This window comes from Prevotella sp. KH2C16 (assembly GCF_900113305.1).
Lineage (GTDB): Bacteria > Bacteroidota > Bacteroidia > Bacteroidales > Bacteroidaceae > Prevotella.
In genome coordinates this window covers 1-22,404 of record NZ_FOOW01000008.1, presented here as the reverse complement: position 1 = coordinate 22,404, position 22,404 = coordinate 1, and the positions used below count along the sequence as shown (strand labels likewise).

The 22,404-nt window shown below is 57.0% G+C and carries 24 protein-coding genes and 1 pseudogene; 19 read left to right on the top strand and 6 right to left on the bottom strand.

The features are described from left to right. Positions 1-230 precede the first annotated feature (230 nt). Genes BM114_RS07135 through BM114_RS07105 form a run of 7 tightly spaced genes read left to right on the top strand, consistent with a single transcriptional unit; the run spans position 231 to position 7,169 of the window. Complete coding sequence (locus BM114_RS07135; protein ID WP_092111882.1) at positions 231-1,169, top strand: DMT family transporter; 939 nt, start codon at positions 231-233, stop codon at positions 1,167-1,169. A 38-nt stretch (positions 1,170-1,207) separates the two neighbouring features. After that, positions 1,208-1,624 carry a PaaI family thioesterase gene (locus BM114_RS07130; protein WP_092111880.1) on the top strand — a complete coding sequence of 139 codons (417 nt, stop codon included), beginning with the start codon at positions 1,208-1,210 and terminating at the stop codon, positions 1,622-1,624. Next, positions 1,621-2,658, top strand: a complete 1,038-nt coding sequence (locus BM114_RS07125; RefSeq protein WP_092111878.1) for an isochorismate synthase — start codon at positions 1,621-1,623, stop codon at positions 2,656-2,658. Before BM114_RS07130 ends, BM114_RS07125 begins: the two co-directional genes overlap by 4 nt. A 9-nt stretch (positions 2,659-2,667) precedes the next feature. Continuing rightward, positions 2,668-4,317 (top strand): 2-succinyl-5-enolpyruvyl-6-hydroxy-3-cyclohexene-1-carboxylic-acid synthase, encoded by a 1,650-nt coding sequence (gene menD / locus BM114_RS07120; protein WP_092111876.1) that lies wholly within the window; start codon positions 2,668-2,670, stop codon positions 4,315-4,317. Then, entirely contained in the window at positions 4,314-5,138 is an 825-nt protein-coding gene (gene menB, locus BM114_RS07115; protein ID WP_092111874.1) for a 1,4-dihydroxy-2-naphthoyl-CoA synthase, read from the top strand. The genes menD and menB overlap by 4 nt, the downstream gene beginning before the upstream one ends. Position 5,139: 1 nt before the next feature. Further along, entirely contained in the window at positions 5,140-6,174 is a 1,035-nt protein-coding gene (menC, locus tag BM114_RS07110; protein WP_092111872.1) for an o-succinylbenzoate synthase, read from the top strand. Between the two features lie 11 nt (positions 6,175-6,185). Continuing rightward, positions 6,186-7,169, top strand: coding sequence for an AMP-binding protein (locus BM114_RS07105; protein ID WP_092111870.1), 984 nt, complete (start codon positions 6,186-6,188; stop codon positions 7,167-7,169). On the opposite strand, the gene aroB is transcribed toward BM114_RS07105, so the two are convergent. Continuing rightward, positions 7,146-8,198, bottom strand: a complete 1,053-nt coding sequence (aroB, locus tag BM114_RS07100; protein ID WP_092112058.1) for a 3-dehydroquinate synthase — start codon at positions 8,196-8,198, stop codon at positions 7,146-7,148. The two genes, BM114_RS07105 and aroB, sit on opposite strands and share 24 nt — an antisense overlap. A 267-nt stretch (positions 8,199-8,465) precedes the next feature. On the opposite strand from aroB, the gene BM114_RS07095 reads away from it, so the two are divergent. Next, entirely contained in the window at positions 8,466-11,435 is a 2,970-nt protein-coding gene (locus BM114_RS07095) for a TonB-dependent receptor (protein WP_092111868.1), read from the top strand. A gap of 176 nt (positions 11,436-11,611) precedes the next feature. On the opposite strand, the gene BM114_RS07090 is transcribed toward BM114_RS07095, so the two are convergent. From BM114_RS07090 to BM114_RS07075, 4 genes are read right to left on the bottom strand one after another with little or no spacing between them, the layout of a single operon-like run. After that, a complete protein-coding gene (locus tag BM114_RS07090; RefSeq protein ID WP_092111866.1) occupies positions 11,612-12,205 on the bottom strand; it encodes a phosphoribosylglycinamide formyltransferase in 594 nt (197 codons plus the stop codon). After that, positions 12,192-12,668, bottom strand: a complete 477-nt coding sequence (locus BM114_RS07085; protein ID WP_369808408.1) for an RNA-binding S4 domain-containing protein — start codon at positions 12,666-12,668, stop codon at positions 12,192-12,194. The genes BM114_RS07090 and BM114_RS07085 overlap by 14 nt, the downstream gene beginning before the upstream one ends. Next, complete coding sequence (gene pth, locus BM114_RS07080; protein ID WP_092111864.1) at positions 12,665-13,237, bottom strand: aminoacyl-tRNA hydrolase; 573 nt, start codon at positions 13,235-13,237, stop codon at positions 12,665-12,667. The genes BM114_RS07085 and pth overlap by 4 nt, the downstream gene beginning before the upstream one ends. 2 nt (positions 13,238-13,239) lie before the next feature. After that, complete coding sequence (locus tag BM114_RS07075) at positions 13,240-13,860, bottom strand: 50S ribosomal protein L25/general stress protein Ctc (protein WP_092111862.1); 621 nt, start codon at positions 13,858-13,860, stop codon at positions 13,240-13,242. A gap of 201 nt (positions 13,861-14,061) precedes the next feature. Between BM114_RS07075 and nusB the strand changes: the two genes are divergently transcribed. From nusB to BM114_RS07045, 7 genes are all read left to right on the top strand, one after another. Then, on the top strand, positions 14,062-15,015 hold the full coding sequence (gene nusB, locus BM114_RS07070) for a transcription antitermination factor NusB (RefSeq protein WP_092111860.1): 954 nt from the start codon (positions 14,062-14,064) through the stop codon (positions 15,013-15,015). Between the two features lie 35 nt (positions 15,016-15,050). Beyond that, complete coding sequence (gene yajC / locus BM114_RS07065; RefSeq protein ID WP_092111858.1) at positions 15,051-15,368, top strand: preprotein translocase subunit YajC; 318 nt, start codon at positions 15,051-15,053, stop codon at positions 15,366-15,368. Next, entirely contained in the window at positions 15,369-16,349 is a 981-nt protein-coding gene (locus BM114_RS07060; protein ID WP_092111856.1) for a CdaR family protein, read from the top strand. 6 nt (positions 16,350-16,355) lie between these two features. After that, positions 16,356-16,931 carry a dephospho-CoA kinase gene (coaE, locus tag BM114_RS14360; RefSeq protein WP_177207072.1) on the top strand — a complete coding sequence of 192 codons (576 nt, stop codon included), beginning with the start codon at positions 16,356-16,358 and terminating at the stop codon, positions 16,929-16,931. A 2-nt stretch (positions 16,932-16,933) separates the two neighbouring features. Beyond that, positions 16,934-17,386, top strand: a complete 453-nt coding sequence (locus BM114_RS14355) for a DUF5606 family protein (protein WP_177207071.1) — start codon at positions 16,934-16,936, stop codon at positions 17,384-17,386. Positions 17,387-17,535: 149 nt separating this feature from the next. Continuing rightward, positions 17,536-17,940, top strand: a complete 405-nt coding sequence (locus BM114_RS07050) for an Hsp20/alpha crystallin family protein (RefSeq protein ID WP_092111854.1) — start codon at positions 17,536-17,538, stop codon at positions 17,938-17,940. A gap of 112 nt (positions 17,941-18,052) precedes the next feature. Next, on the top strand, positions 18,053-18,985 hold the full coding sequence (locus tag BM114_RS07045; RefSeq protein WP_092111853.1) for a calcium/sodium antiporter: 933 nt from the start codon (positions 18,053-18,055) through the stop codon (positions 18,983-18,985). Between the two features lie 43 nt (positions 18,986-19,028). Here BM114_RS07045 and BM114_RS07040 read toward each other — a convergent pair whose 3' ends face one another. Next, positions 19,029-20,060: a hypothetical protein gene (locus BM114_RS07040; RefSeq protein WP_092111851.1), complete on the bottom strand. Its 1,032-nt coding sequence runs from the start codon at positions 20,058-20,060 to the stop codon at positions 19,029-19,031. A 116-nt stretch (positions 20,061-20,176) separates the two neighbouring features. Here BM114_RS07040 and BM114_RS07035 point away from each other — a divergent pair, with 116 nt between their 5' ends. The 4 genes and pseudogenes from BM114_RS07035 to BM114_RS07020 form a co-directional block, all read left to right on the top strand. Beyond that, positions 20,177-20,746: a flavin reductase family protein gene (locus tag BM114_RS07035; protein ID WP_092111848.1), complete on the top strand. Its 570-nt coding sequence runs from the start codon at positions 20,177-20,179 to the stop codon at positions 20,744-20,746. A gap of 47 nt (positions 20,747-20,793) precedes the next feature. After that, positions 20,794-21,501, top strand: coding sequence for a DUF6630 family protein (locus BM114_RS07030; RefSeq protein ID WP_092112053.1), 708 nt, complete (start codon positions 20,794-20,796; stop codon positions 21,499-21,501). Between the two features lie 276 nt (positions 21,502-21,777). Continuing rightward, entirely contained in the window at positions 21,778-22,065 is a 288-nt protein-coding gene (locus BM114_RS07025) for a hypothetical protein (RefSeq protein WP_092111846.1), read from the top strand. 84 nt (positions 22,066-22,149) lie between these two features. Next, positions 22,150-22,404 (top strand): annotated as a pseudogene (locus BM114_RS07020) (IS982 family transposase); the annotation flags it as partial.

Sequence of the window (22,404 nt, the reverse complement as noted above, 5' to 3'; positions counted from 1 at the left end):
AACTGCAAAATCCAGCCCCGTTTTGCGTCCGAGAGACTGCTTGCTGCCGAAAACGCCCCGGATTTCGGTTTTTGAGTGTTCTGAAAGTCGGTATTCCAAGTTCCTTCATGGGGCGTGTGTATCCTTTCAAAAGGTTCTTGTGAACGATGAAAAAAATGCCGTAAATTTTCTTGCTGGCTGCCCGAAATCCACCAGAAATCAGTATCTTTGCATCTTGTAAACCATAGGTTATGCAATACTTAGGAGAATTCATATCACTCTTCGTGGCCTTCTCGTGGACCGTTGCGGCCCTGTCCTGCGAGATAGGGAGCAAGCATATGGGGGTCGTAGTGCTCAATGTGTGGCGCATGGGGCTGGCTCTCTTCTTCTCATGCTGCATCAGCGCATGGCTGATGGGCGACTTCTTGCCCGTGCATGCGGGGTCCGGGGCCTGGATGTGGCTGCTCCTGTCGGGGGTGGTGGGCTATTTCTTCGGCGACTGGTGCCTGTTCAATGCCTATCTTGTTATCGGTTCCCGCTACGGTCAGCTCTTCATGACGCTGGCCCCGATGTTTGCCGCTTTCTCTGCCTGGGCACTCCTCGGGCAGACGCTCTCGGGCTCGGCTCTCCTCGCCATGCTGGTTACGCTCTCGGGCATCGCCGTCAGCGTGTTCGGCCGCGGCGGCAAGAACCATGTACTCTCGCTCCAGCTGCCTCTGCGGGGCGTGCTCTTCGGCATCGGGGCGGGTCTCGGACAGGGTCTCGGACTGGTGCTCTCCAAGATTGGGCTGGACGCTTACACGGCCGACCTCATGGCTTCTGGTTTCAGCGGGAATGCCGACTATATCTCGTTCTCGGCCAACTCCATCCGCTGCATGGCCGGCCTGGTGTGCTTCACGGCCTGGCTCGGCGTGCGCCACGGCATGCCCGCCTTCAGGCAGAGCCTGCACGACCGTGCCGGCTTGCTGGCCATGGTTGTGGCCGTATTCTCGGGTCCCGTCATCGGCGTGGCCTGTTCGCTCATGGCCGTGCAGTATGTGGAGGCGGGTATCGCGTCCACCCTCATGGCCATCTCGCCCATCCTCATCCTGCTCCCGTCATACTGGCTCTTCAAGCAGAAGATTACCCTGCAGAGCATTGTCGGCGCCGTGGTGTCGGTCGTCGGTGTGAGCCTGTTCTTCCTGCTGTAGGCCGCTTGTGGAAAAAGACGCTACTAAAATAGAAGACTATGGATATAGAACACCTTAAAGACACCCTCACCCGGCTCGACGGACTGTCGAACCTCCTCGGCATGGAGTTCATTTCCACGCCCGAGGACGACACCTGCATGGCCCGCATGCAGGTAGACGAGCGCAACAAGCAGCCCTTCGGCTTCCTTGCCGGAGGAGCCTCGCTGGCCCTTGCCGAGAACCTTGCGGGCGTGGCCTCCATGGCTCTCTGCCCGGGCAAGATATGCGTGGGCATCAATGTGAGCGGGTCGCATGTGAGGTCGGCGTTGGAAGGCGACACCGTAACGGCCTATGCCCGTCTGCAATACAAGGGGCGGACGCTGCACGAATGGCATATCGACATCAAGAATTCCAACGACGACCTGATCTCCACCGTGCAGGTTACGAACTATGTAATGGATGCCCCGAAGAAATGACGACACGGGTCAGATACAGGCTTCCGTACGGAGACAGCTACACGATGCTCGTCCAGCGCGAGGGCTCTCCCGAGGTGCTGGCGTCGCCGGCAGCGTTGAACGGGCGGCAGGGATTCGTCTTTGCGCCCTTTGCTCCCTCGCCGGAATGCCCCCTGTTGCTGATGCAGCCCGACGAGATAGCGGTCAGGAGGGTGGAGGAGGTTCCCCTCCCGGCATCTTCCTCACCGCTGCAAACCGGAGACATTGCCGGGCGAAAGGTCTATGCCGCCGATTTCCGCCGTTTCTTTTCGCAGCTGCGGTCAGGGGCGTTCGACAAGATTGTGCTGGCCCGCTGCGTCTGTCAGCCTGTGGTACAGCCGAGGTCGGCGGAGCAGTTGTTCCTCATGGCTTGCAGGCTTTACCCCCGCGTGTTCGTCGCCTTGATAGAGATGCCGCAGAGCGGGACATGGCTCATGGGCACTCCCGAGGTGCTGTTGAACGGCGAGGGAGGCCTGTGGAGCACGATGGCACTGGCCGGTACGCAGCCCGTAGGCCATGAGGACGAGGACATGGAGCGCGTGGCGTGGTCGCAGAAAAACCAGGAGGAACAGCAGTATGTGGCTTCCTACATCGCCGATGTCCTGCACGGTCATGCCGACCAGGTGCGGATGTCGGAACCTTACACCGTGCGGGCGGCCCGGCTCTATCACCTGCGCACCGACTTCCACTTCCGCCTGCACGATGAGGAGCGCGTCGGCGACCTGCTCAACGACCTGCATCCCACGCCCGCCGTGTGCGGCATCCCGAAGGAGGAAGCCCGCCGCTTCATCCTCGAAAACGAGCATGCCGGTCGCAGATACTATAGTGGATTCTGCGGGCCGCTAAGGCTCGGAGGCGCCACCCACCTCTTCGTCTCGCTCCGCTGCATGCAGATACTGGCGGCGGAATACCGCCTCTATGCGGGCGGAGGACTGCTGCGCGAAAGCCGCGAGGAGCAGGAATGGAAGGAGACGGAGGGCAAGCTCCAGGCAATGAAGAGACTGATAACCCCATAACTTGACGCGATGTACTCAGACAAGGAAAATGTAAACATCCTGACGGCGTTGCTCGTCGGACACGGAGTGAGGCATGCCGTGGTGTGTCCGGGCAGCCGCAACTCCGCCATCGTGCACAACCTGAACGAGTGCCCGGCCATCAATTGCCATCCCGTTACCGACGAGCGTTCGGCCGCCTTCTGTGCCCTCGGCATGTGCCAGGCGACGGGCGAGCCGGTGGTGGTCTGCGTAACCTCCGGCACGGCCCTGCTCAATGTGCTGCCGGCCGTGGCCGAGGCTTGTTATCAGCACCAGCCTTTGGTGGTGGTGAGTGCGGATCGGCCTGCGCAATGGATCGATCAGTTGGACGGTCAGACGCTCCCGCAGCCTGGTACCTTGGGGCGTTTCGTGCGCAAGGCCGTCAGTCTGCCCGAGCCGCGCGACGGCGAGGAGCGGTGGTATTGCAACCGGTTGGTGAACGAGGCGCTCATGGCCTGTCGCAGGGAGGACGGCGGTCCTGTGCACATCAATGTGCCCCTGTCGGAGCCGCTGTTCGACTATACCGTCGAATCCCTGCCCCGTGAGCGCGTCATCTCGCTGTATGCGCCCAAGGCAGCACCCGTCGACGAGGCCGTCATCCGGGATTTCGAGCATGCCGAGCGGTCGATGGTCGTGGTCGGGCAGATGGCGGAGAGCCCTGTGCTGGATGCCGCCTTGGAACAACTCTCGGCAGCTGGCTATGCGGTTCTCCGGGAGCCCTTGAGTGGCAATGGGCGGACGGCGCGTTGTCTGGACGAGGCCGTCGCCCTGGTAGAGGACGACGACCGCTACCTGCCCGACTGCATTCTCTATGTGGGCGATACCCTCGTGAGCAAGCGTGCCCGTAAGTATCTTCGCAAGGCGAGGCATGCCCGCTGCTGGGAAGTGAGCCCCGGGGGTGAGCCCCACGATGTGCTGATGAACCTCACGGGGGTGATTCAGGCGCGCCCGGAGGATGTCTTGACGCAGCTTCGCGAGCGGTCCTCGCATGCTTTCCGAGACCTCTGGGAAGCGGCACGGACTATGGGCGAGGAACATCAGAGTCGCTTCGAGCCGCCCTATTCGCAGTTCCTGGCCGTGAAACGGCTGGAAGAGATGAGCACGGAGGACGACCCTCGGGCTGTCTTCCACTATGCCAACAGCACCGCCGTGCGGCTGGGCTGTCTCTATGCCCGCCACTACATCCATTGCAACCGGGGCGTGAACGGCATCGAGGGGTCGCTCTCCACGGCGGCGGGATACTCGCTTGTGAACGACGGGAGGGTGTATTGCGTGATAGGCGACCTAAGCTTTTTCTACGACCAGAACGCCCTCTGGAACCGCAACCTGCGGGGAAACCTCCGCATCCTGCTCCTGAACAACGGCGGCGGAGGCATCTTCTATCAGTTGGACGGACTGCAGGCATCGGGGGCTTGCGACGACCTCGTGGCGGGTCGGCACCGGACGACGGCCGAAGGAATCTGCGCCGGAAACGATATCACCTATTACCCCGCCCATGATGCCACGACACTTGAAGTCGGGCTCGGGGCGTTGACCCGTGGGCATTCCGACCGCCCCGTGGTGCTGGAAGTGTTTACCCGTGCGGAGCAGGACGCGGCCCTCTACCGGAAGTATTACGAACTATTGAAAGGAAAGATATGAAAAGAGAATGGAAGAAAATAGAGGGTTTCGACTTCAAGGAAATCCTCTTCGAGGAGTATCACCATATCGCGAAGATTACCATCAACCGCGAGCGTTACCGCAATGCCTTCACCCCGCTCACCACTTGGGAGATGTCGCAGGCCTTCAGTTACTGCCGTGAGGCGCGGGATGTGCGGGTGGTCATCCTCACGGGAGCGGGCGACAAGGCTTTCTGCTCCGGCGGCGACATGCATGTGAAGGGGCGTGGCGGCTATGTGGGCACCGACGGCGTGCCCCGTCTGAATGTGCTCGATGTGCAGATGCAGATTCGCCGGCTGCCCAAGCCGGTCATCGCCATGGTGAACGGCTATGCCATCGGGGGCGGTCATGTGCTGCATGTGATGTGCGACCTGACCATCGCCTCGGAGAATGCCAGGTTCGGCCAGACGGGTCCGAAGGTGGGCTCGTTCGACGCGGGCTTCGGTGCTTCCTACCTCGCAAGGATGGTGGGACAGAAGAAAGCGCGTGAGATATGGTTCCTCTGCAGGCAATATACGGCGCAGGAGGCCGCCGATATGGGCATGGTGAACAAGGTGGTGCCTTTGGAAAGGCTGGAGGACACCTGCGTGGAATGGGCTGAAACCATGATGGAACGGTCGCCCCTTGCCCTGCGGATGATCAAGGCGGGGCTGAACGCGGAGCTCGACGGACAGGCCGGGATACAGGAGTTGGCGGGCGACGCGACCATGCTCTACTATACCATGGACGAGGCGCAGGAGGGCGGCAAGGCGTTTCTGGAAAAGCGAAAGCCCGACTTCGACAAGTATCCCCAGTTCCCCTGACATGCTGAAGGTGGATATATCCGAGAGGGTGCTGCACTTCCGACAGCCCGCGGGAACCTCGCGCGGCGTCTATCATACCCGTCGTTGCCACTTCGTGAGCATCCGAAGAGACGGCGTGGAAGGCGTGGGGGAATGTGCTCCGCTGCCCGACCTGTCGTGCGACAGCCTGTCGTCTCCGGCGGAATATGTTTCCGTGCTCCGTGGCTTCTGCGACGAGGTGGAGCATACGGGGCAGATACCCTATGAGCGGCTGCGCCCCTATCCCTCGATGCTCTTCGGCCTGGAGACCGCTATGGCACAGCTGGAAGCCGGAGGGAGCACGGCGTTGTCCGACACTCCTTTTGCCCGCGGCGAGGAGGGAATACCCATCAACGGCCTTGTGTGGATGGGTAGTTTTGAGGAAATGTATGCCCGTCTGGAAGAAAAACTGCGGCAGGGATTCCGCTGCGTGAAGCTGAAAATCGGTGCCATAGACTTCCATCGGGAACTCGATTTGATACGACATATCCGTGAGGCGTTTACCAAGGAGCAGATAGAACTCCGCGTGGATGCCAACGGAGGGTTTACTCCGCAAGACGCCATAGCAAGGCTCGAGGCGTTGGCACGCTACGACATCCACTCCATCGAGCAGCCCATCCGGCAGCATCAATGGACTGAGATGGCAGTCCTCTGCCGTCGCTCACCGTTGCCCATTGCACTCGACGAGGAGCTGATCGGGGTGAACGAACCTGATCGTAAGGCAGAGCTGCTCGACACGATACGCCCGGCCTACATCGTCCTGAAGCCCACCCTGCACGGTGGAATGCACGGTTGCGAGGAGTGGATGGGGCTGGCTCGGGAACGGGGCATCGTTTCGTGGATAACCTCTGCCTTGGAAAGCAATGTCGGACTGAATGCCGTCGCCCACTTTGCCGCCAAGGCCTATGGCCCCGCCATCACTTTTCCGCAGGGCTTGGGGACAGGGCAGCTCTTCACGGACAACATCCCGATGCCGCTCGAAATCAAGGGCGATAAGTTGTGGTACACGCAAATCTAAAAGAAACGGGAATGACACAGGAGGAATTCTTACGGGAGTGGAACGATGGTTCGGACAAGGTCTTGGTGTATACCAGCGGCTCTACGGGGCGGCCGAAGCCCCTGTGGGTGGAGAAACGGCGTATGCGGAACTCTGCCCGCATCACTTGTGATTTCCTCGGTTTGAAGCCGGGCGACACGGCATTGCTCTGCATGTCGACGGACTACATCGGCGGTAAGATGATGGTGGTGAGGTCGGTGGAGCGGCGGCTGCGCCTTGTCAGCGTCCCGCCGAGCGGTCATCCCCTGCACGACTTGCCCTGTGCGGAGCCGATTACCTTTGCCGCCATGGTGCCGATGCAAGTCTATAATTCCCTGCAAGTGCCGGAGGAAAGGGAACGGTTGATGCAGATACGCCATCTGATTATCGGCGGCGGAGCCGTGGACGACAAGCTCGCACGGGCTTTGCAAGGCTTTCCCCATGCGGTGTGGAGCACCTATGGCATGACGGAAACCCTCTCGCACATAGCCTTGCGGCGGTTGAACGGGGCGGAGGCCACGGCGTGGTATACTCCCTTTGAGTCTGTCAAGGTGAGCCTGGACGCAGAAGGCTGCCTCGTGATAGATGCCCCGCTGGTGCACGAAGGCCGCCTCGTAACAAACGACAGGGCGGAACTCTCGTCTGCGGGAGGGCAGGTGAGGTTCAGAATCTTAGGCCGGAGGGACAATGTCATCAATTCCGGAGGCATCAAGATACAGATAGAAGAGGTGGAAGCGGCCCTGCGCCCGTTTTTGCGCAAGCCTTTCCTGATTACCAAGCGGCCGGATGAAAAGTTCGGCGAGGCCGTGGTCATCCTCACCGAGGATACCGATCTTGCCGGGGTTTCGGAAGTGTGCGTCGGGGCATTGCCCAGGTATTGGTGTCCCCGCAAGTATGTGCATGTAGACCGGATTCCGCTCACGGAGACCGGGAAGCCCGCCCGTGCCGAGGCTCTATCCCTCGCGCAGGAAGTCTAACGCTTCCTTGATGTCATCCTCGGAGGCGGTCTGGTTGATGCGGATGTCGCCGATTTCCCCGAGAAGAGTCAGGTTGATGTTGTTCCCGAAGTTCTTCTTGTCGTGGCGCATCAGTTCTATCAAGGTGTAATAATCGTTGCAGGTTATGTCCGGAAATCCGTAGTGCTCGCGGATGAAGCTCACGGTCTGGCGCAGCTTCTCTGTCGGGAACCCCGCCTTGACGCTGCTCAGATAGAGTTCCGGAATCAGTCCGAAGGCCACGGCATATCCGTGTTCTATGGGCGTGCGGCCCCCCGTGAAGCTCCATGCCTCGATGGCATGGCCGAAGGTGTGCCCCAGGTTCAGGGCCTTGCGGATGCCTTTTTCCGTAGGGTCTTTCCTCACGATGGCCTCTTTCACCTTGATGGAGTCCGCCAATAGCTGCTGCAGCAGCCCGAAGTCGGGAGCCTCCAGGTCGAAGTTGAGCAGCTCGGCCCACATCTTCTCGTTGGCGATGAGACCGTGCTTGAGCATTTCGGCATAGCCGGAACGGAGTTCCCGGGCAGGCAAGGTCTTGAGAAATTCGGTGCAGAGAATCACGAACCGGGCCTCGTTGAATACCCCGATTTCGTTTTTCAGCCCGTTGAAGTTGATGCCCGTCTTGCCTCCCACCGAAGCGTCTACCATGGCGAGCAGGGTAGTAGGGATGTTGATGAAGTCGATGCCGCGCTTGAAGGTCGAGGCGGCAAATCCCCCAAGGTCGGTAATCATGCCTCCCCCGAGGTTGATGAGCAGCGAGTGGCGGGTGGCTTTGCCGTCGCTCAGCTCCTGCCATACCCGCGACAGCGAGTCGAGATTCTTGTTGGCATCAGCAGGAGGGATGGTGATGAGATGGGCTTTGCGCAGGCTGAAGAAGCCGTCGACGACCGGCCAGCAATGCCGGATGGTGTTCTCGTCGGTCAGGACGAATACCTTGTCGTGTTCACACTCGGATATCGCAAGGGCAATATCCTGCTTCAGATTTCTCGAAATAAAAACTCTCTGCTCCATAATCATACCATTTATATTCTCTCGCTTGCAAATATAATCAAAAGTTATCCTTGCCTCCGCAGATTGTTTTTGAAAATTAAGAGTTTTTATGAATTCGGCTTCCATAATTGCGCATACAGCCCTTCGAGTGCGCAGTTTTTGCGATTGCTGCATGTTGCTGCATGGAATTGCCGCACCGGTGGGCGGAAATATTAAATGTCAGGGGCGCATTAAACCTTCTGTATACTGGCTCGTCTAAACTTATAATGTTGATTTGAACCATAGAGAATGAAGATAAGATACATCTTTTTCGGCATATTTGCCTTGCTCTCCGTTTCGGGATTTGCCCAGGAACGCAGGATTTCAGGAATACTTTTAGACCGTGAAAACACAGAGCCTGTCATCCAGGCGACCGTTCAGTTGCTGAAAACCGACAGTACATTTGTCGTCGGCGCGTTGAGCGATGATGCCGGGGCGTTCTCCGTGGAGGCACCGTCAAACGGGAAATACCTGCTCAAAGTGTCGAGCGTAGGCTACAAACCGCAGATAAGGCAGGTGCAGATAGCCGAGGACAAGAACCTGGAAGTGGGCAAGATAGCCATGACTGCCGATGCCATCATGCTCAAGGAGGCAAAGGTTACGGCGCAGGCCTTGAAGGTGGTGGTAAAGGCCGACACCTTTATTTATAACAGCGCGGCCTACCGCACGCCCGAGGGTTCCACGATAGAGGAACTCGTGAAGCGGCTGCCCGGTGCGTCGATTGACGACAACGGCAAGATTACCATCAACGGCAAGCAGGTGAAGAAGATTCTCGTAGACGGCAAGGAGTTCATGACCGGCGACACGAAGGTGGCCATGAAGAACCTCCCCACGAGCATCGTAGAGCGTGTGAAGGCCTACGACCAGCAGAGCGACCTGGCCCGGGTTACGGGTATCGACGACGGAGAGGAGAGCACGGTGCTCGATTTCGGGCTGAAGAAAGGCATGAACAAAGGCATGTTCTCCAACCTCGACCTGTCCTACGGCACCCATCGCCGCTACTCCGAGAAGCTCATGGGGGCCTGGTTCAACGACCGCCATCGGTTCATGCTCTTTGCCAATGCCAACAATGTGAACGACATGGGCTTCCCCGGCAGGGGAGGAGGGCGCTTCGGCGCAGGGCGGCAGGGACTGAACTCGGCGAAGATGATAGGCCTGAACTACAACTACGAGCTGCGCAAGAAACTCACCATAGACCTCAGTGGATTCTGGAACTACAACGACGGCGACGCCTATACGAAGCGTTCGTCGGAGAATTTCGTGAGCAGGACGGGGAGTTTCTCCAACAGCACAGGCCAGAACTACACGCGCGGCAACAGCCTTAACCTGCAAGGACGAATAGAATGGCAGCCCGACACGATGACCAACATCATGTTCCGCCCCACCTTCTCGTGGTCGCAGAACGACGGGCTGACGGCCTCCCATTCCGCTTCCTATAATGCAGACCCTTACTCCTATGTAGACGACCCGCTCGACCCGGGCTCGCTCGACAGGCTCTCCCTCGACAGCCTGGTCGTAAACTCGCAGCGCGGCGACGGCATCTCGTTCAGCAGCAGCCGCAACCTGAACGGCTACCTGCAGCTCAACCGGCGGCTTAACGCACGGGGGCGCAACCTCACGCTCAGCATGGAAGGCGGATACGGGAGGAGCGACAGCAAGAGCCTGTCGGCCAATGCCACGCGTCTCTATCTGATGCGGACGGCGGCCGGACTCGACTCCACCTATCAGACCAATCGCTACAACCTAATGCCGACCGACAATTACAACTATCGCATCCAGGCCTCCTACAGCGAGCCTCTCTTCAAGGGAGCATTCCTGCAGTTCCGTTACAGCTTCCGTTACAACTACAGCAAGAGCGACCGCTCTACCTATGACTTCAGTAACCTGGGCGAGGAGTTCTTCGCGGACATCCATCCCGCTTACCGCGGATGGGGCGATTATCTGACTCGGCTGGCTCATCCGATAGACAGTTATCTGAACGACGACCTGAGCCGCTACTCCGAATACCGGAACTATATCCACCAGCTGGATGCCACCTTCCGCCTCGTGCGCCCGAAATTCCGACTGAACGCGGGCTTCATGGTGCAGCCCCAGCGGTCGAAGTATGTGCAGGACTATCAGGGACTGCATGTGGATACCACCCGCACGGTGGTCAATTTCTCGCCGACCTTCGACTTCCGCTATAGCTTCAGCCGGCAGCATCAGCTGCGCATCAACTATCGCGGGACGACCTCACAGCCGAGCATGAGCCAGTTGCTCGACATCACGGACGACAGCAACCCGCTCGACATATCGAGGGGAAACCCGGGGCTGAAGCCCTCGTTCACCAACAGCTTCCGCCTGGACTACAACAATTTCATCCATGCGCATACCCGGTTCATCGGCGCGAACCTGAACTTCTCCAGCACCCGCAACTCCATCAGCAATAAAGTATCCTATGACGAGACTACGGGCGGAAGAACCACGCAGCCCGAGAACATCAACGGCAACTGGAACCTCGACGGGCAGTTTATGTTCAACACCTCGATAGACACGCTTGGCCGCTGGAATGTGAATACCGAGACGGGAGCCTCGTTTGCCAACAATGTGGGCTACCTGAGCCTCGACCGCATGAGCGACTCGCAGAAAAACCGCACGCGCACGCTGAACTTGCGGGAGACGCTCGGCGGCAGCTATCGCAACGAGTGGCTGGAGGTGGGGCTGGACGCGTCGGTCAACTACATGCACGCCCGCAACAAACTCCAGAGCCAGAGTAACCTTGACACCTGGCAGTTCTCGTATGGAGCCACCGTAACGGCCACCGCCCCCTGGGGCATGGGACTGTCTACGAGCATCCACCAGAACAGCCGGAGAGGCTACAACGACAACTCGATGAACACCAACGAGCTCATCTGGAACGCGCAGCTCTCGCAGGGAATCCTCAAGGGAAACGCCCTCACGGTGATGCTCCAGTTCTACGATATCCTCCACCGGCAGAGCAATTTCTCGCGCACGGTCAATGCCATGCAGCGCAGCGACACCTGGTATAACAGTATCAACAGCTATGCCATGCTGCATGTGGTCTACCGCTTCAATCTCTTCGGCGGCAAGAGCGTATGGAATGGGGCGCGTGGGCGGCGTGGTCCCGGCGGCGACCGGCCGGGCTTCGGCGGTCCGACTTCCGGCGGCAGGAGGCCTGCCGGAACGGGCATGGGCGGCGGTCGTCGCGACCGTTTCTGATGGATGGAAAAGCCGGCGAGGGTTATGCCTTTTCCGGCCAATGTCAGCCAGAAAAGTAAAAGGCGGCTAAAAGCTCGCCTTTTAGCCGTTAGAAGGAAAGCTTTTAGCCGTTAAAAGGAGAGTAAAAGGCCGTTAAAAGGAATACCGTTTGTGGCATTCCTTTATTTGTTTGATAATCAGCGGGTTGTAAATTCGTCGATTCCCCGGATAATCTTCTCTATGTCTTGCGGGAAAAACTTCATTTCCAGTTCATGTTCCTTGCGGGCGATGTCGTCTGCGGTATCGTCGGTCGAGAGGGGCGTGCGGTGCTGCGCGATGATTTCGCCGCCGTCTACCTCGCGGCTCACCCAGTGTACGGTCATGCCCGTCTCCGTCTCTTGGTTGGCTTTCACGGCCTCGTGCACATGGTGGCCGTACATGCCCTTGCCGCCGTATTTGGGCAGCAGGGCGGGGTGGAGGTTTATCATGCGGCGGTGGAAGGCCTGCACCATGCCGTCGGGTATGCGCTGGAGGAATCCGGCGAGGACGATGAAGTTGATGCCGTAGACCGACTTCAGCTGCAGGGGGAATGCGGGATCGTTCAGCATCTGCCTGTCGGCGACGAGGGTTTCCACGCCGCATCGGGCGGCGTGCGTGAGCGCATAGGCCTCGGGGCTGCTGCTTACCACGAGGCTCACCTGGATGTCGTCGCGTCCCTGGAAGTGGCGGATGATGTTCTCGCAGTTGCTTCCGTTGCCGGAAACGAAGACGGCCAGCCTACAAGTCTGCATCTCGGTCCTCCTCTTTTTCCTGCCAGTCGTCGTCCTCGTCGAAGCCGTAGAGGGCCGGTTCCACGAAGGCGTCCATGGCACGGCGGTCTTTCTTGGTGGGGCGACCCGTGCCCCGTGCGCGGTCTACGAATCCGCTGATGCGGCTCATCTCGAGCAGTTCATACTGCCTAGGGTCGGTAACATTCTCGTAGACCTGCGGGATGAGCCTGGCTCCCACGCGCTGCTCGATGCAGTTGAGCACCTTGAACGAATAGGTAACGGGCGGCTTCTTGACGCTGACGGTGTCGCCGATCTTGATGACGCGCGACGGCTTCACATTGACTCCGCCGATGGTTACGCGGCCGTTCCTGATGCCGTCGATGGCCACGGAGCGGGTCTTGTAGATGCGGGCGGCCCACAGCCACTTGTCTATGCGCGCCTCTTGCTGTATTTTGAGGGTGGGTGTCTCTGCGTCTTTGGTCATTTCTTGCCGAGTTTGTTATACTGGTTCATGGTGATGTCGATGCCGGCGAGCACGAAGCTCTTGATGATGTCCACGGCCGTGTCGATGCCGGGCTGCAGGGTCTTGAGCTCTTCCTCGTCGTATCGGCCGAGCACCCAGTCTACCTGTGCGCCGCGGGGGAAGTCGTTGCCCACGCCCATGCGCAGCCGGGCATAGTCCTGTCCGATGAGCTGCTGGATGTGGCCCAGTCCGTTGTGCCCGCCGTTGCTGCCGCCGGCTTTCAGCCGGAAGGCTCCGAGGGGCAGGGCTACATCGTCGGAGACGACGAGCAGCCGCTTCTGGTCGATGTTCTCCTTGCCGAGCCAGTAGCGCACGGCGTTTCCGCTGAGGTTCATGAAGGTGGTGGGCTTCAGCAGGAATACCTTGCGCCCTTTGAGGCTGGTCTCCGCCACGAATCCGTAGCGCTTGTCCTCAAAAACAATATTGGACGCCTTAGCAAAAGCGTCCAATACCATGAATCCTGTGTTGTGGCGGGTGCCCCGGTATTCATCCCCGGGGTTTCCCAGCCCACATATTAAGTATTTGTCCATTCTTATTCTTTGGTCTCAGGCTCAGCCTCGGTTTCCTCGGAAGCGGCAGCGGCGCTTACGGCAGCACGCGTCATCTTGATGGAGCATACCACTACATCCTTCGGGGTAGCGATCTCGAGACCGTCGAAGCTCAGCTCGCCCACCTTGATGCTCTTGCCGAGCTGGAGGCCGGTAACATCGATGTCGAGGTGCTCGGGAATGTTCTGGTAGGGAGCCGTAACATCAATCTTGCGGATGGAGAGGTTCATGCGTCCGCCGTCGCGTACGCCCTGTGCCAGTCCGTTGAGCTTGACGGGGATGCCGATGGTGATGGGCTTCTGGTCGTTTACCTCGAGGAAGTCGACATGCAGCAGCGCGTCGGTTACCGGGTGGAACTGGAGCTCCTTCAGGATAGCCGTGTGGCTCTCTCCCTCGATCTGCAGGTTGATGACATAGATGTGGGGCGTGTAGACCAGTTTGCGGAGCTCTGTCATCTTGCAGGCAAAGGCCAGTGCCACCGGCTTGCCGTCTTCCATGGCGTGGCCATAGAGGTTACACGGAACCAAACCCTCCTTGCGGAGCAACTTTGAAGCTTTCTTTCCAAGGTCTGTACGCTTCTGACCTGATACATTAATCTCTTTCATAATGTGTTACTCTAAATTAAAATTGATCGTTAATTCGCCATCACACGAGCTGCGAAAAGCGATGCAAAGGTAAGATTTTTATTTCTATTATGCAAAGTTTCCCTAAAAAAACATGCAATTCCCTTTCTTTTTCTTGCATATCAGGCGATTTTTCCTTAAATTTGCAGCACATATATGATAACCCCACATTATTATTAGAGAATGATAAACAGAGAATTGATTAGGATTAAGGTAGTTCAGTTAACCTACGCATACTATCAGAATGGCAACAAAAACATGGATAATGCCGAGAAAGAACTACTGTTCAGTCTTTCGAAGGCTTATGATCTCTATAATTATCTCCTGTTGCTGATTGTCGAAGTGAGCCGTGAAGAGCGCCGCCGGCTGGAGATACTCACCACCCGTGCGGAGCGTGAGGGCACGGAGGCCCCGTCTCAGAAGTTCGCCTTCAACAGGTTTGCGGTGCAGCTTGAGGAAAACAAGGCGCTCAACCAGTTCGTGGCCGACAAGAAGATTTCATGGATCAATGACGGGGAATTCGTGCGCAGTCTGTGCAATCAGATAGAGCAGAGCGCGACCTACAATGAGTATATGGCAAGCGAGGACGACTCCTATGAGGCCGACCGCGAGGTGTGGCGCAAGCTCTACAAGCAGCTCGTGCAGGAAAACGAGGAGCTCGACGCCCTGCTCGAGGAGAAGAGTCTCTACTGGAACGACGACAAGGAAATCATCGATACCTTCGTGATGAAGACCATACGCAGGTTCGATCCCGCCAACAAGGCTGACCAGGACCTGCTTCCGGAATACAAGGACGAGGAAGACCGGGACTTCGCCCGCAAGCTCTTCCGGGCTACCATCATGAACGCCGACACCTATCAGCGCTATATGAGCGAGACTTCCCGCAACTGGGACTTCTCCCGGCTGGCCTACATGGATGTCGTGATCATGCAGATCGCGATAGCGGAAATGATGACATTCCCTAACATTCCCATCAGCGTTACCATCAACGAGTATGTGGACCTGGCCAAGCTTTACAGCACGGCGAAGAGCGGGGGCTATATCAACGGCATGCTCGACACCATCGCCCGCTACCTGATAGATACCGGAAAGATGATGAAGCCGATACAGCCTCCTCGTAACAACCGCCATCAATAGAGCCTGATAATAAACTTTAAAAAGATAAACTGATTATGACAACATTGATTTTGGCTGCCCAGGCAGCGCAGGGTGGAGGCGGCATGGGTCTTCTCATTATGATGATCGCCGTTTTCGCGATTATGTGGTTCTTCATGATTCGCCCCCAGCAGAAGCAGCAGAAGAAAATCCGTGAGTTTCAGAATTCGCTTGCCGAAGGCACTTCCGTTGTTACGGGCGGTGGCATCTACGGCACGGTGAAGCATATCGACATTGCCGCTAACAAGGTGGAGATAGAGATTGCGCGCGGCGTGGTGATCACCGTGAACCGCAGCTCCGTGTACGCTGATGCCAATCAGCAGCCCCGCACCTAAATGAGAAGGCTGTTGCCGATATGGAAATCAGTCAGCAGATTCCTCTTCAGCATATTGAATAAGGAATTCCTGATTTTTCTGTTCTTCCTCGTGTTGAGCGGAGTCTTCTGGTTATTGATGACGCTCAACGAGACATTCGAGAAGGAAATCCCCGTGAGAGTGCACCTTGTGAATGTGCCGCAGAATGCAGTGATGACCACGGAGATGGCCGACACGGTGGTTATCACCGTGCGCGACAAAGGCTTCGTGCTGAGCTCCTATTTCACGACCCGCAGGCTGCAGCCCGTCGCCGTGAACTTCCAGAGCTACGCCAATCAGTCCACGGGGCGCGGAGTGGTGCCTGCCGCCGATGTGCAGAAGTTCATCTATCAGCAGCTCTCCAGCTCCACACGCATCTCGCAGATAAAGCCCGACAAACTCGAATTCTATTTCAACTACGGTCGATCCAAGAAGGTGCCGGTGCGCCTGACGGGCGTTGTGGTCCCGGCAAAGAACTATTCGCTCGTGCAGCAGCTCATCTCGCCGCAGAAGGTTACGGTCTATGCAAATAAAAAGGTACTGGACAGCATCCAGTATGTGAACACCGACAGGCTAAGCCTCCTGAACTTCAATGATACAGTGAGGCAGGTAGTGCGTCTGAAGAAGGTGAAAGGCGTGAAGTTCGTGCCGTCTTCCATCACCCTCACGCTGGTGCCTGATATACTTACGGACGAGAGCCTGGAAGTGCCGGTTACGGCGATCAACATGCCGGCAGGCAAGGTGTTGCGCACCTTTCCCTCGAAGGTGAAGGTGCGCTTCACGGTGTGCACCTCAATGTTCCGCTCCATCAAGCCGGACCAGTTCACCGTCGTGGCCGACTATAAAGAGTTGTCGGCATCTTCTTCCGACAAATGCAGTCTCTATCTGCGCGCTTATCCGCACAGCATTTCCAAGCCTCGTCTGGAAGTGGACAGGGTGGACTATCTCATCGAGCAGCAGTAGTCGGAGATGAAGAAGCGGGTCTGCGTGGCCGTTACGGGCGGCATCGGGAGCGGCAAGTCGTATGTCTGCCAGTTGTTGCACAAGAGCGGAATCAAGGTCTACGACTGCGATGCGGCGGCCAAGCGGCTCATGCGCTCAGACAAGGCTTTGCTTCGGGAGCTTAGGCACCTTGTCGGCGACGAGGTCTATCAGGGCGAGGTGCTTCAGAAGGGAATCCTGGCAAAGTTCATCTTAGCCAGCGAGGCCAACAAGCAGGCTGTGAACGAGGTGGTGCATCCTGCCGTGACTCGCGACTTCATCCGTTCGGACTACGACTGGCTCGAGAGCGCCATTCTCTTCGAGAGCGGTTTCTACAGGCGCGTAAATCCCGACTATGTGGTCTGCGTCTCGGCTCCGCTCGAAGAGCGCATTGCCCGCATCATGCGGCGCGACGGTCTCTCTCGCCGCGAGTCGGTGGAGTGGATTCAGCGCCAGATGCCGCAGGAGGAGATCATCAGGCGCAGCGACTTCAACATCGTGAACGACGGGCGGCACGACCTGGAAAACCAAATCGAACAAATCATTCATAAAATCTATCAATAAAAATGGAAACAATACTTTCTATTGCGGGTAAACCGGGACTTTACAGATTGGTCTCCCGTGGAAAAGCAAACCTCATTGTCGAGGCATTGGACGACACCCATAAGCGTATGCCGGCCTTTGCCTCCGATCGTGTAACCAGTCTGGCCGATATAGCAATGTATACCGATGCAGACGATGTCCCGCTCTGGCAGGTGCTGAAAAACCTGGGCGAAAAGGAGCAGGGAAAGGCTTCCTCCCTTGACTATAAGAAGTGCTCGGGCAAGGAGCTCCGTGCTTATTTTGCGGAAGTCCTGCCCAATTACGACGAAGACCGCGTTCACGACAGCGACATCAAGAAGCTGTTGCAGTGGTATAATCTGCTCGTGAAGAATGATATCACCGACTTTGAGGCGACATTGGCTCCCACCGAGGGCGACAATGTAGAGGACCGGGAAGAGGAACAAGGCTCTGATTGACAGGCTCTTTCTTAAAGGAAGGAAACTTATATGCATGACAGGATGTCGGCTTTGGCTGACATCCTGTCGTCTTTTTCTCGTCTGGTATGAATCTTGCTTTTCTCCTGATGTAAACATTGAGTATTAATTAAAGTATAGGAGATAAGATTATGTACGGAAATGAATGGTTACCGGAAGTGTTCAACAACTTTTTCAGCAACAATATGCCACGCGTAAACGCAACGGCACCTGCAATCAATGTAGCGGAGTCGAAAGACGACTATATCGTAGAGCTTGCGGCCCCGGGGCTGGCAAAGAAAGACTTCGATGTTACCATCGATGCCAATGGCGACCTTCACATCAAGATGGAGAACCATCGTGAGAAGGAGGAGACCCACGCCCATTATCTGCGCCGCGAGTTCGCGTTCGGCAAGTATGAGCAGACTTTGATTCTGCCGGATGATGTAGACAAGGCTGGGATAGCGGCTTCCGTAGCCGACGGCGTGCTCACGGTGCGCTTGCCCAAGCTCGTGAAGCCCGAGGCTCAGGTGGCTCGCCAGATAGAGATAGGGTAAAAGTGTTTTCCATAAATAGATTCATAGATTTTTAGTTAAGTGATTGTTATTTTTTCCCCGAGTGCGTGAGCATTCGGGGATTTTTAGTATCTTTGCGCCAAATTATTTGCTAATGATACTCAATATTGTATTTATCTTGGCCGGCATCGTCCTCGTGCTGTGGGGTGCCGACCGCCTTACCGACGGAGCCGTGGGGCTTGCCGAGCGGATGCATGTCTCACAGCTGGTCATAGGACTTACCATCGTGGCCTTCGGAACCTCGGCTCCCGAGTTCTGCGTCAGTCTGGTTTCAGCCCTGAAGGGGACGGCCGACCTCGCCGTGGGAAACATCGTGGGCAGCAATGTCTTCAACACCCTGCTTATCGTGGGGGTTACCGCCCTGGTGGCTCCGATGACAATTCTGAAGACCACGGTCAATCGCGACCTGCCCTTTGCGTTCCTCGCTTCCACGGTGCTCATCGTGCTGTGCTATTTCGGCCGCGATGTCTCGCGTCTGGACGCGTTGGTGCTGCTCGGGCTGTTTGCCGTTTTCATGTATCTCGCCGTCCGCGGGGCCAAGTCGGGGGAGGAAGATGCCGCCCGTCCGAAGAACATGCCCGTGTGGAAGGGAGTGATGTGGGTGATTGTCGGTCTGGCGTGTCTCGTTGGTGGGAGTAATGTTTTTGTGGAGGGTGCCACAGCCGTTGCCCGCTATCTGGGCGTGTCGGATGCCGTGATCGGGCTCACCATCGTGGCGGGAGGAACCTCCCTGCCCGAGCTTGCCACGAGCGTGGTGGCAGCCCGCAGGGGCAACAGCGGGATAGCCATCGGCAATGTACTGGGCAGTAATGTGTTCAATATCTGCTTCATTCTCGGTGCTACGGGGCTCATCACTCCGCTTGCCATCAGCGGCATCACCTATCTTGACATGACGATGCTGGTGCTCTCGAGCGGCCTGCTCTGGCTGTTCTCGTTTACGAAATACACCATTGCCCGGTGGGAGGGAGGTGTGCTCATGCTCATCTATCTGGCCTATCTGAGCTGGCTCGTGGTGAATGCGCTTTAGAAAAAGGCCCCGTCCGGAATCTTTCAGGACGGGACCTTTCTTGTTACAGGCTTTGCCGGCTGTCTTCAGGCTCCTGTGCCGATGCCTTCCACGCCCGGTATGTCCATGTGGCGTTCGTGGCCTTTACCTTTTGGTATCCGGGATAGCCGGCGATTCTCGACTGCGTCATGCTACATGGCCAGCCGTTGAAGAAGTAGTAGAACTCAGATTCGTCGGTAACCGTGAGGTTTTCCTTCATGTTCTCGTGTAAGGCTTTTTCCACCTCCTGCCCGATGTCTTCCTTGGTCAGCATGCCCACCGTGGCACCCACCAGTGGCTTTAGGTCTTCGAGGGTGAGCACGGTTTGAATCGTGGAGAAGAGCCGGATGTCATCGTCCCAGCCGTCTTCTTTCTCATAGGCGCCGTATCCGGCGGTGAGACTTCCTTTGGAGTTGTATCCGTTGAGTCCGTCGATGGGGGTGTTGCCCAGTTTGTATTGGCGGCCGTGCATGTCGAAGAGCAGCGAGAGCACCTTGAGCCCCTTGCGGATGTTCTCTTCCGTGGAGGTGGTCAGCAGCAGGAGGCTCTCCAGGTTCTTGCGCGGGACGATGTCCTGCATGCCTGGTGTATTTGCATAGATGGAGTCGAGCAGGGGCTTCATCTTCTTGTGGAAGTCGTCGCGAATCTCCCGCCAGTTCTCTATATTCTGCACCTCGCCCACATCGCTGGTCGTGAAGATTACCTTCGCGGGATGGAACAGCGTGGCAAACCACTCATGGGCATCACCGCCCTTCAAGAATCCCTTGCTATCTCCCAGGGTTGCCTTTCTTGGCATCGAGGTGAGCTCTATGCGGTAGCCTTTTGAGGTGGAGTCGAGCACGGTCAGCAGTATGTCTTCCTCCACATGGCTCTGGACCGTGGTGTCCTTGCCGTCGACTTTATAGCTTACCGACTCTACGGCATACCGCATGCTGTCGCCCTTGCAGAACCATGCCACGAGGTTTACGAGCGAGTCTTCCTGCTGATTGACGAGCTGGGACTGCGCGCGGCATTGCAGGGAAGCCAGGAGCGCAATGAGGAGTAACAGTCTTTTCATAGGTTGGATGTTTTTCCAGCAAAGATAGCAAGTTTTTTCAATAAAACGCCTTTTCTCCTTGCTTTTTTTCCAGAATCTTCGTAGATTTGCCGTAAACTTAATCAGGAGGAGAATCAATGAAAAGTTTAGGTGTGCATCCTTATCTGTTTCCGATGCCGTGTTACATGATCGGAACTTACAATGAAGACGGAAGTGTAGACGAGATGATGATGGCCTGGGGCGGCATCTGCGACAACAACATGGTGGCGCTCAATCTGGCTGCCAACCACAAGACCGTGGCCAACATCCGCCGCCGGAAGGCCTTCACGCTGGCCATTCCTTCCATTGATGTGCTGAAGGAGGCCGACTATCTCGGGATAGTGTCTGCCAACAAGGTGCCCGACAAGTTCAGTCGCTGCGGCCTGCATGCCGTGAAGAGCGAGCTCGTGGACGCTCCCGTCGTAACCGAGTTTCCCGTTACCCTCGAGTGCCGTCTGGCCGAGGAGCATCAGATGAGCTACGGCCTGCTGATACTGGGCGAGATCGTGGATGTCAAGGCCGCCGAGGGCGTGCTCGACGAGCGGGGCAAGATAGACGCTGCCAAGCTCAACACCTTCCTCTTCGACCAGATGCGCAACGGATACTATGCCGTGGGTGAGAAGGTGGGCGATGCCTGGAAGTCGGGCCGCGAGTTCATGAAAGATTAGCCGTCGATTTATCAGCAGAAAGCCATTGCCTCATCAGCATGCGCAATATGAAGGAAAAACTAACCAGTCTGTTCGGCACGCTGCTCCTCGTCGCCTTTGCCGTCGGGTGCGGATGGATGGCCGTGGAAATGTTCCGACAAGGGGCGTGGGTGAAGGGCATCTTCGGCGTGCTGGGCGTGTTGCTGTTCGGTTCCCCGTTGCTGATACCGCTCTTCTCCAGCCCCGCAAAGCCGGAGATTGTGCCGCGGCTGGTTCCGCAAGTAGACCTGCCCGAGGACAAAGAGGCGTTGCTGGCGCTGGCGCGGCGGGTGGCGGGCGACGACGAGACCACGATGCAGGCCGTCATGGAGAGTATGGAAAATCCGGAAGACTTCTATCTCGCCCGCGTCTATGCCGATGTGGAGGACAGGTATGGCTATGACTATGTGTGGGATACCTACCACGACAACCCGGAAGCGCTGCGCGCCCAGGGACTGCTCTGCGTGCTGACCGAGGCTAAGGCCATCGCCATGTTCGACTGGAAAGAGTTCTCGGATAACTTTGTAGACGAAATGGTGGAGCTGCGGCGGGTGCAGCTCCACCATCTACCCATATCGGAAGGTTTGCTTGACACGGCTGCCGATGTTCCTCATTGGTGCTATGCGCTCAACGAGCTTTGGCAGCTGCTGGGCTACGAGACAATGTTCATCGACATCAATGTCGACGAATATCTCGTGGCCGTCGTGCCTTATCCACCCAACCCGTATCCACGATGATTTTGATAAGGGAGACGGATTTATCATGACCGCCGTCAGGGAGGGGCAGATAAAGGGGTGAGGATACTCCCGAGAGGAAGAGCCCTGCCGCAAGGGAGTTATGGGGGCTTTTCCTTTTAGCCGTTAAAAGGAGAGTAAAAGGCGGCTAAAAGGAAAGCTTTTTGCCGCTTAAAGCAATGCTTTTAGCGGCCTTTTACTTGCCCCCCTGTCCCCCCTCCTGCAGAGCGGGGGCAGACAGAATAAGAACATAGAGGAATGAGAGGATAAAGGCCAATCATGATGATACTCACAGGGGGCATTTGGTACATTTTCCAATGGTGGTTCATCCTTGTCGTCGTCGCGGCAGCTCTGCTCGGGCACACCCTGACATGGCTCGCGAGGAACTGGTGGTGCAGGCACAAGGGGCGGAAGTGGCGTTTCAAGTGGGCGAACGGCCCTGTGAGTAACGCTTGGAGCAACATCTACTGGATAGAGCCGCCGACGCGGAAAGACCTGACGGAATTCAGCGAGTGGTACTGGAGGAAGAAAGCCATAGACTTCAAGAACTACGCGAGTTCGGGATAAGAAAAGCATTATAAAAGTTGGTAATCTCGCCAATATTTTGTACCTTTATAGGTGAAAATCAACAAGTTACAAAACAACCAAGCGATGATTACCAAGGACAAAGTTACAGAAATTTTCTGTATTATCGATGAGTTTGACAAGAATTTGAATGCAGAACTGGCCCAAAACCTCCCATTGCCCTCTCATGATGGCGATGGGAAGCGCTACCGTAACCGCAAGGGCAGGCTATCCGAGAGTGAGATTATGACAATCTTGGTATGCTACCATTTCGGTACTTACAGAAACTTCAAGGAGTACTACCTCTGCTGTATCCGTGGACAATTCAGGCGGGAATTTCCG

What these genes read in the sequence shown, in the direction of transcription:
- BM114_RS07105 (WP_092111870.1), top strand. Translation starts at nt 6,186, where the DNA reads ATGACACAGGAGGAATTCTTACGGGAGTGGAACGATGGTTCGGACAAG.
- BM114_RS07130 (WP_092111880.1), top strand. Translation starts at nt 1,208, where the DNA reads ATGGATATAGAACACCTTAAAGACACCCTCACCCGGCTCGACGGACTG.
- menB (WP_092111874.1), top strand. Translation starts at nt 4,314, where the DNA reads ATGAAAAGAGAATGGAAGAAAATAGAGGGTTTCGACTTCAAGGAAATC.
- menD (WP_092111876.1), top strand. Translation starts at nt 2,668, where the DNA reads ATGTACTCAGACAAGGAAAATGTAAACATCCTGACGGCGTTGCTCGTC.
- BM114_RS07035 (WP_092111848.1), top strand. Translation starts at nt 20,177, where the DNA reads ATGAAAAGTTTAGGTGTGCATCCTTATCTGTTTCCGATGCCGTGTTAC.
- yajC (WP_092111858.1), top strand. Translation starts at nt 15,051, where the DNA reads ATGACAACATTGATTTTGGCTGCCCAGGCAGCGCAGGGTGGAGGCGGC.
- BM114_RS07095 (WP_092111868.1), top strand. Translation starts at nt 8,466, where the DNA reads ATGAAGATAAGATACATCTTTTTCGGCATATTTGCCTTGCTCTCCGTT.
- BM114_RS14355 (WP_177207071.1), top strand. Translation starts at nt 16,934, where the DNA reads ATGGAAACAATACTTTCTATTGCGGGTAAACCGGGACTTTACAGATTG.
- BM114_RS07125 (WP_092111878.1), top strand. Translation starts at nt 1,621, where the DNA reads ATGACGACACGGGTCAGATACAGGCTTCCGTACGGAGACAGCTACACG.
- menC (WP_092111872.1), top strand. Translation starts at nt 5,140, where the DNA reads ATGCTGAAGGTGGATATATCCGAGAGGGTGCTGCACTTCCGACAGCCC.
- BM114_RS07090 (WP_092111866.1), bottom strand. Translation starts at nt 12,205, where the DNA reads ATGCAGACTTGTAGGCTGGCCGTCTTCGTTTCCGGCAACGGAAGCAAC.
- BM114_RS07025 (WP_092111846.1), top strand. Translation starts at nt 21,778, where the DNA reads ATGATGATACTCACAGGGGGCATTTGGTACATTTTCCAATGGTGGTTC.
- BM114_RS07085 (WP_369808408.1), bottom strand. Translation starts at nt 12,668, where the DNA reads ATGACCAAAGACGCAGAGACACCCACCCTCAAAATACAGCAAGAGGCG.
- BM114_RS07050 (WP_092111854.1), top strand. Translation starts at nt 17,536, where the DNA reads ATGTACGGAAATGAATGGTTACCGGAAGTGTTCAACAACTTTTTCAGC.
- BM114_RS07075 (WP_092111862.1), bottom strand. Translation starts at nt 13,860, where the DNA reads ATGAAAGAGATTAATGTATCAGGTCAGAAGCGTACAGACCTTGGAAAG.
- pth (WP_092111864.1), bottom strand. Translation starts at nt 13,237, where the DNA reads ATGGACAAATACTTAATATGTGGGCTGGGAAACCCCGGGGATGAATAC.
- nusB (WP_092111860.1), top strand. Translation starts at nt 14,062, where the DNA reads ATGATAAACAGAGAATTGATTAGGATTAAGGTAGTTCAGTTAACCTAC.
- aroB (WP_092112058.1), bottom strand. Translation starts at nt 8,198, where the DNA reads ATGGAGCAGAGAGTTTTTATTTCGAGAAATCTGAAGCAGGATATTGCC.
- BM114_RS07060 (WP_092111856.1), top strand. Translation starts at nt 15,369, where the DNA reads ATGAGAAGGCTGTTGCCGATATGGAAATCAGTCAGCAGATTCCTCTTC.
- coaE (WP_177207072.1), top strand. Translation starts at nt 16,356, where the DNA reads ATGAAGAAGCGGGTCTGCGTGGCCGTTACGGGCGGCATCGGGAGCGGC.
- BM114_RS07135 (WP_092111882.1), top strand. Translation starts at nt 231, where the DNA reads ATGCAATACTTAGGAGAATTCATATCACTCTTCGTGGCCTTCTCGTGG.
- BM114_RS07045 (WP_092111853.1), top strand. Translation starts at nt 18,053, where the DNA reads ATGATACTCAATATTGTATTTATCTTGGCCGGCATCGTCCTCGTGCTG.
- BM114_RS07040 (WP_092111851.1), bottom strand. Translation starts at nt 20,060, where the DNA reads ATGAAAAGACTGTTACTCCTCATTGCGCTCCTGGCTTCCCTGCAATGC.
- BM114_RS07030 (WP_092112053.1), top strand. Translation starts at nt 20,794, where the DNA reads ATGAAGGAAAAACTAACCAGTCTGTTCGGCACGCTGCTCCTCGTCGCC.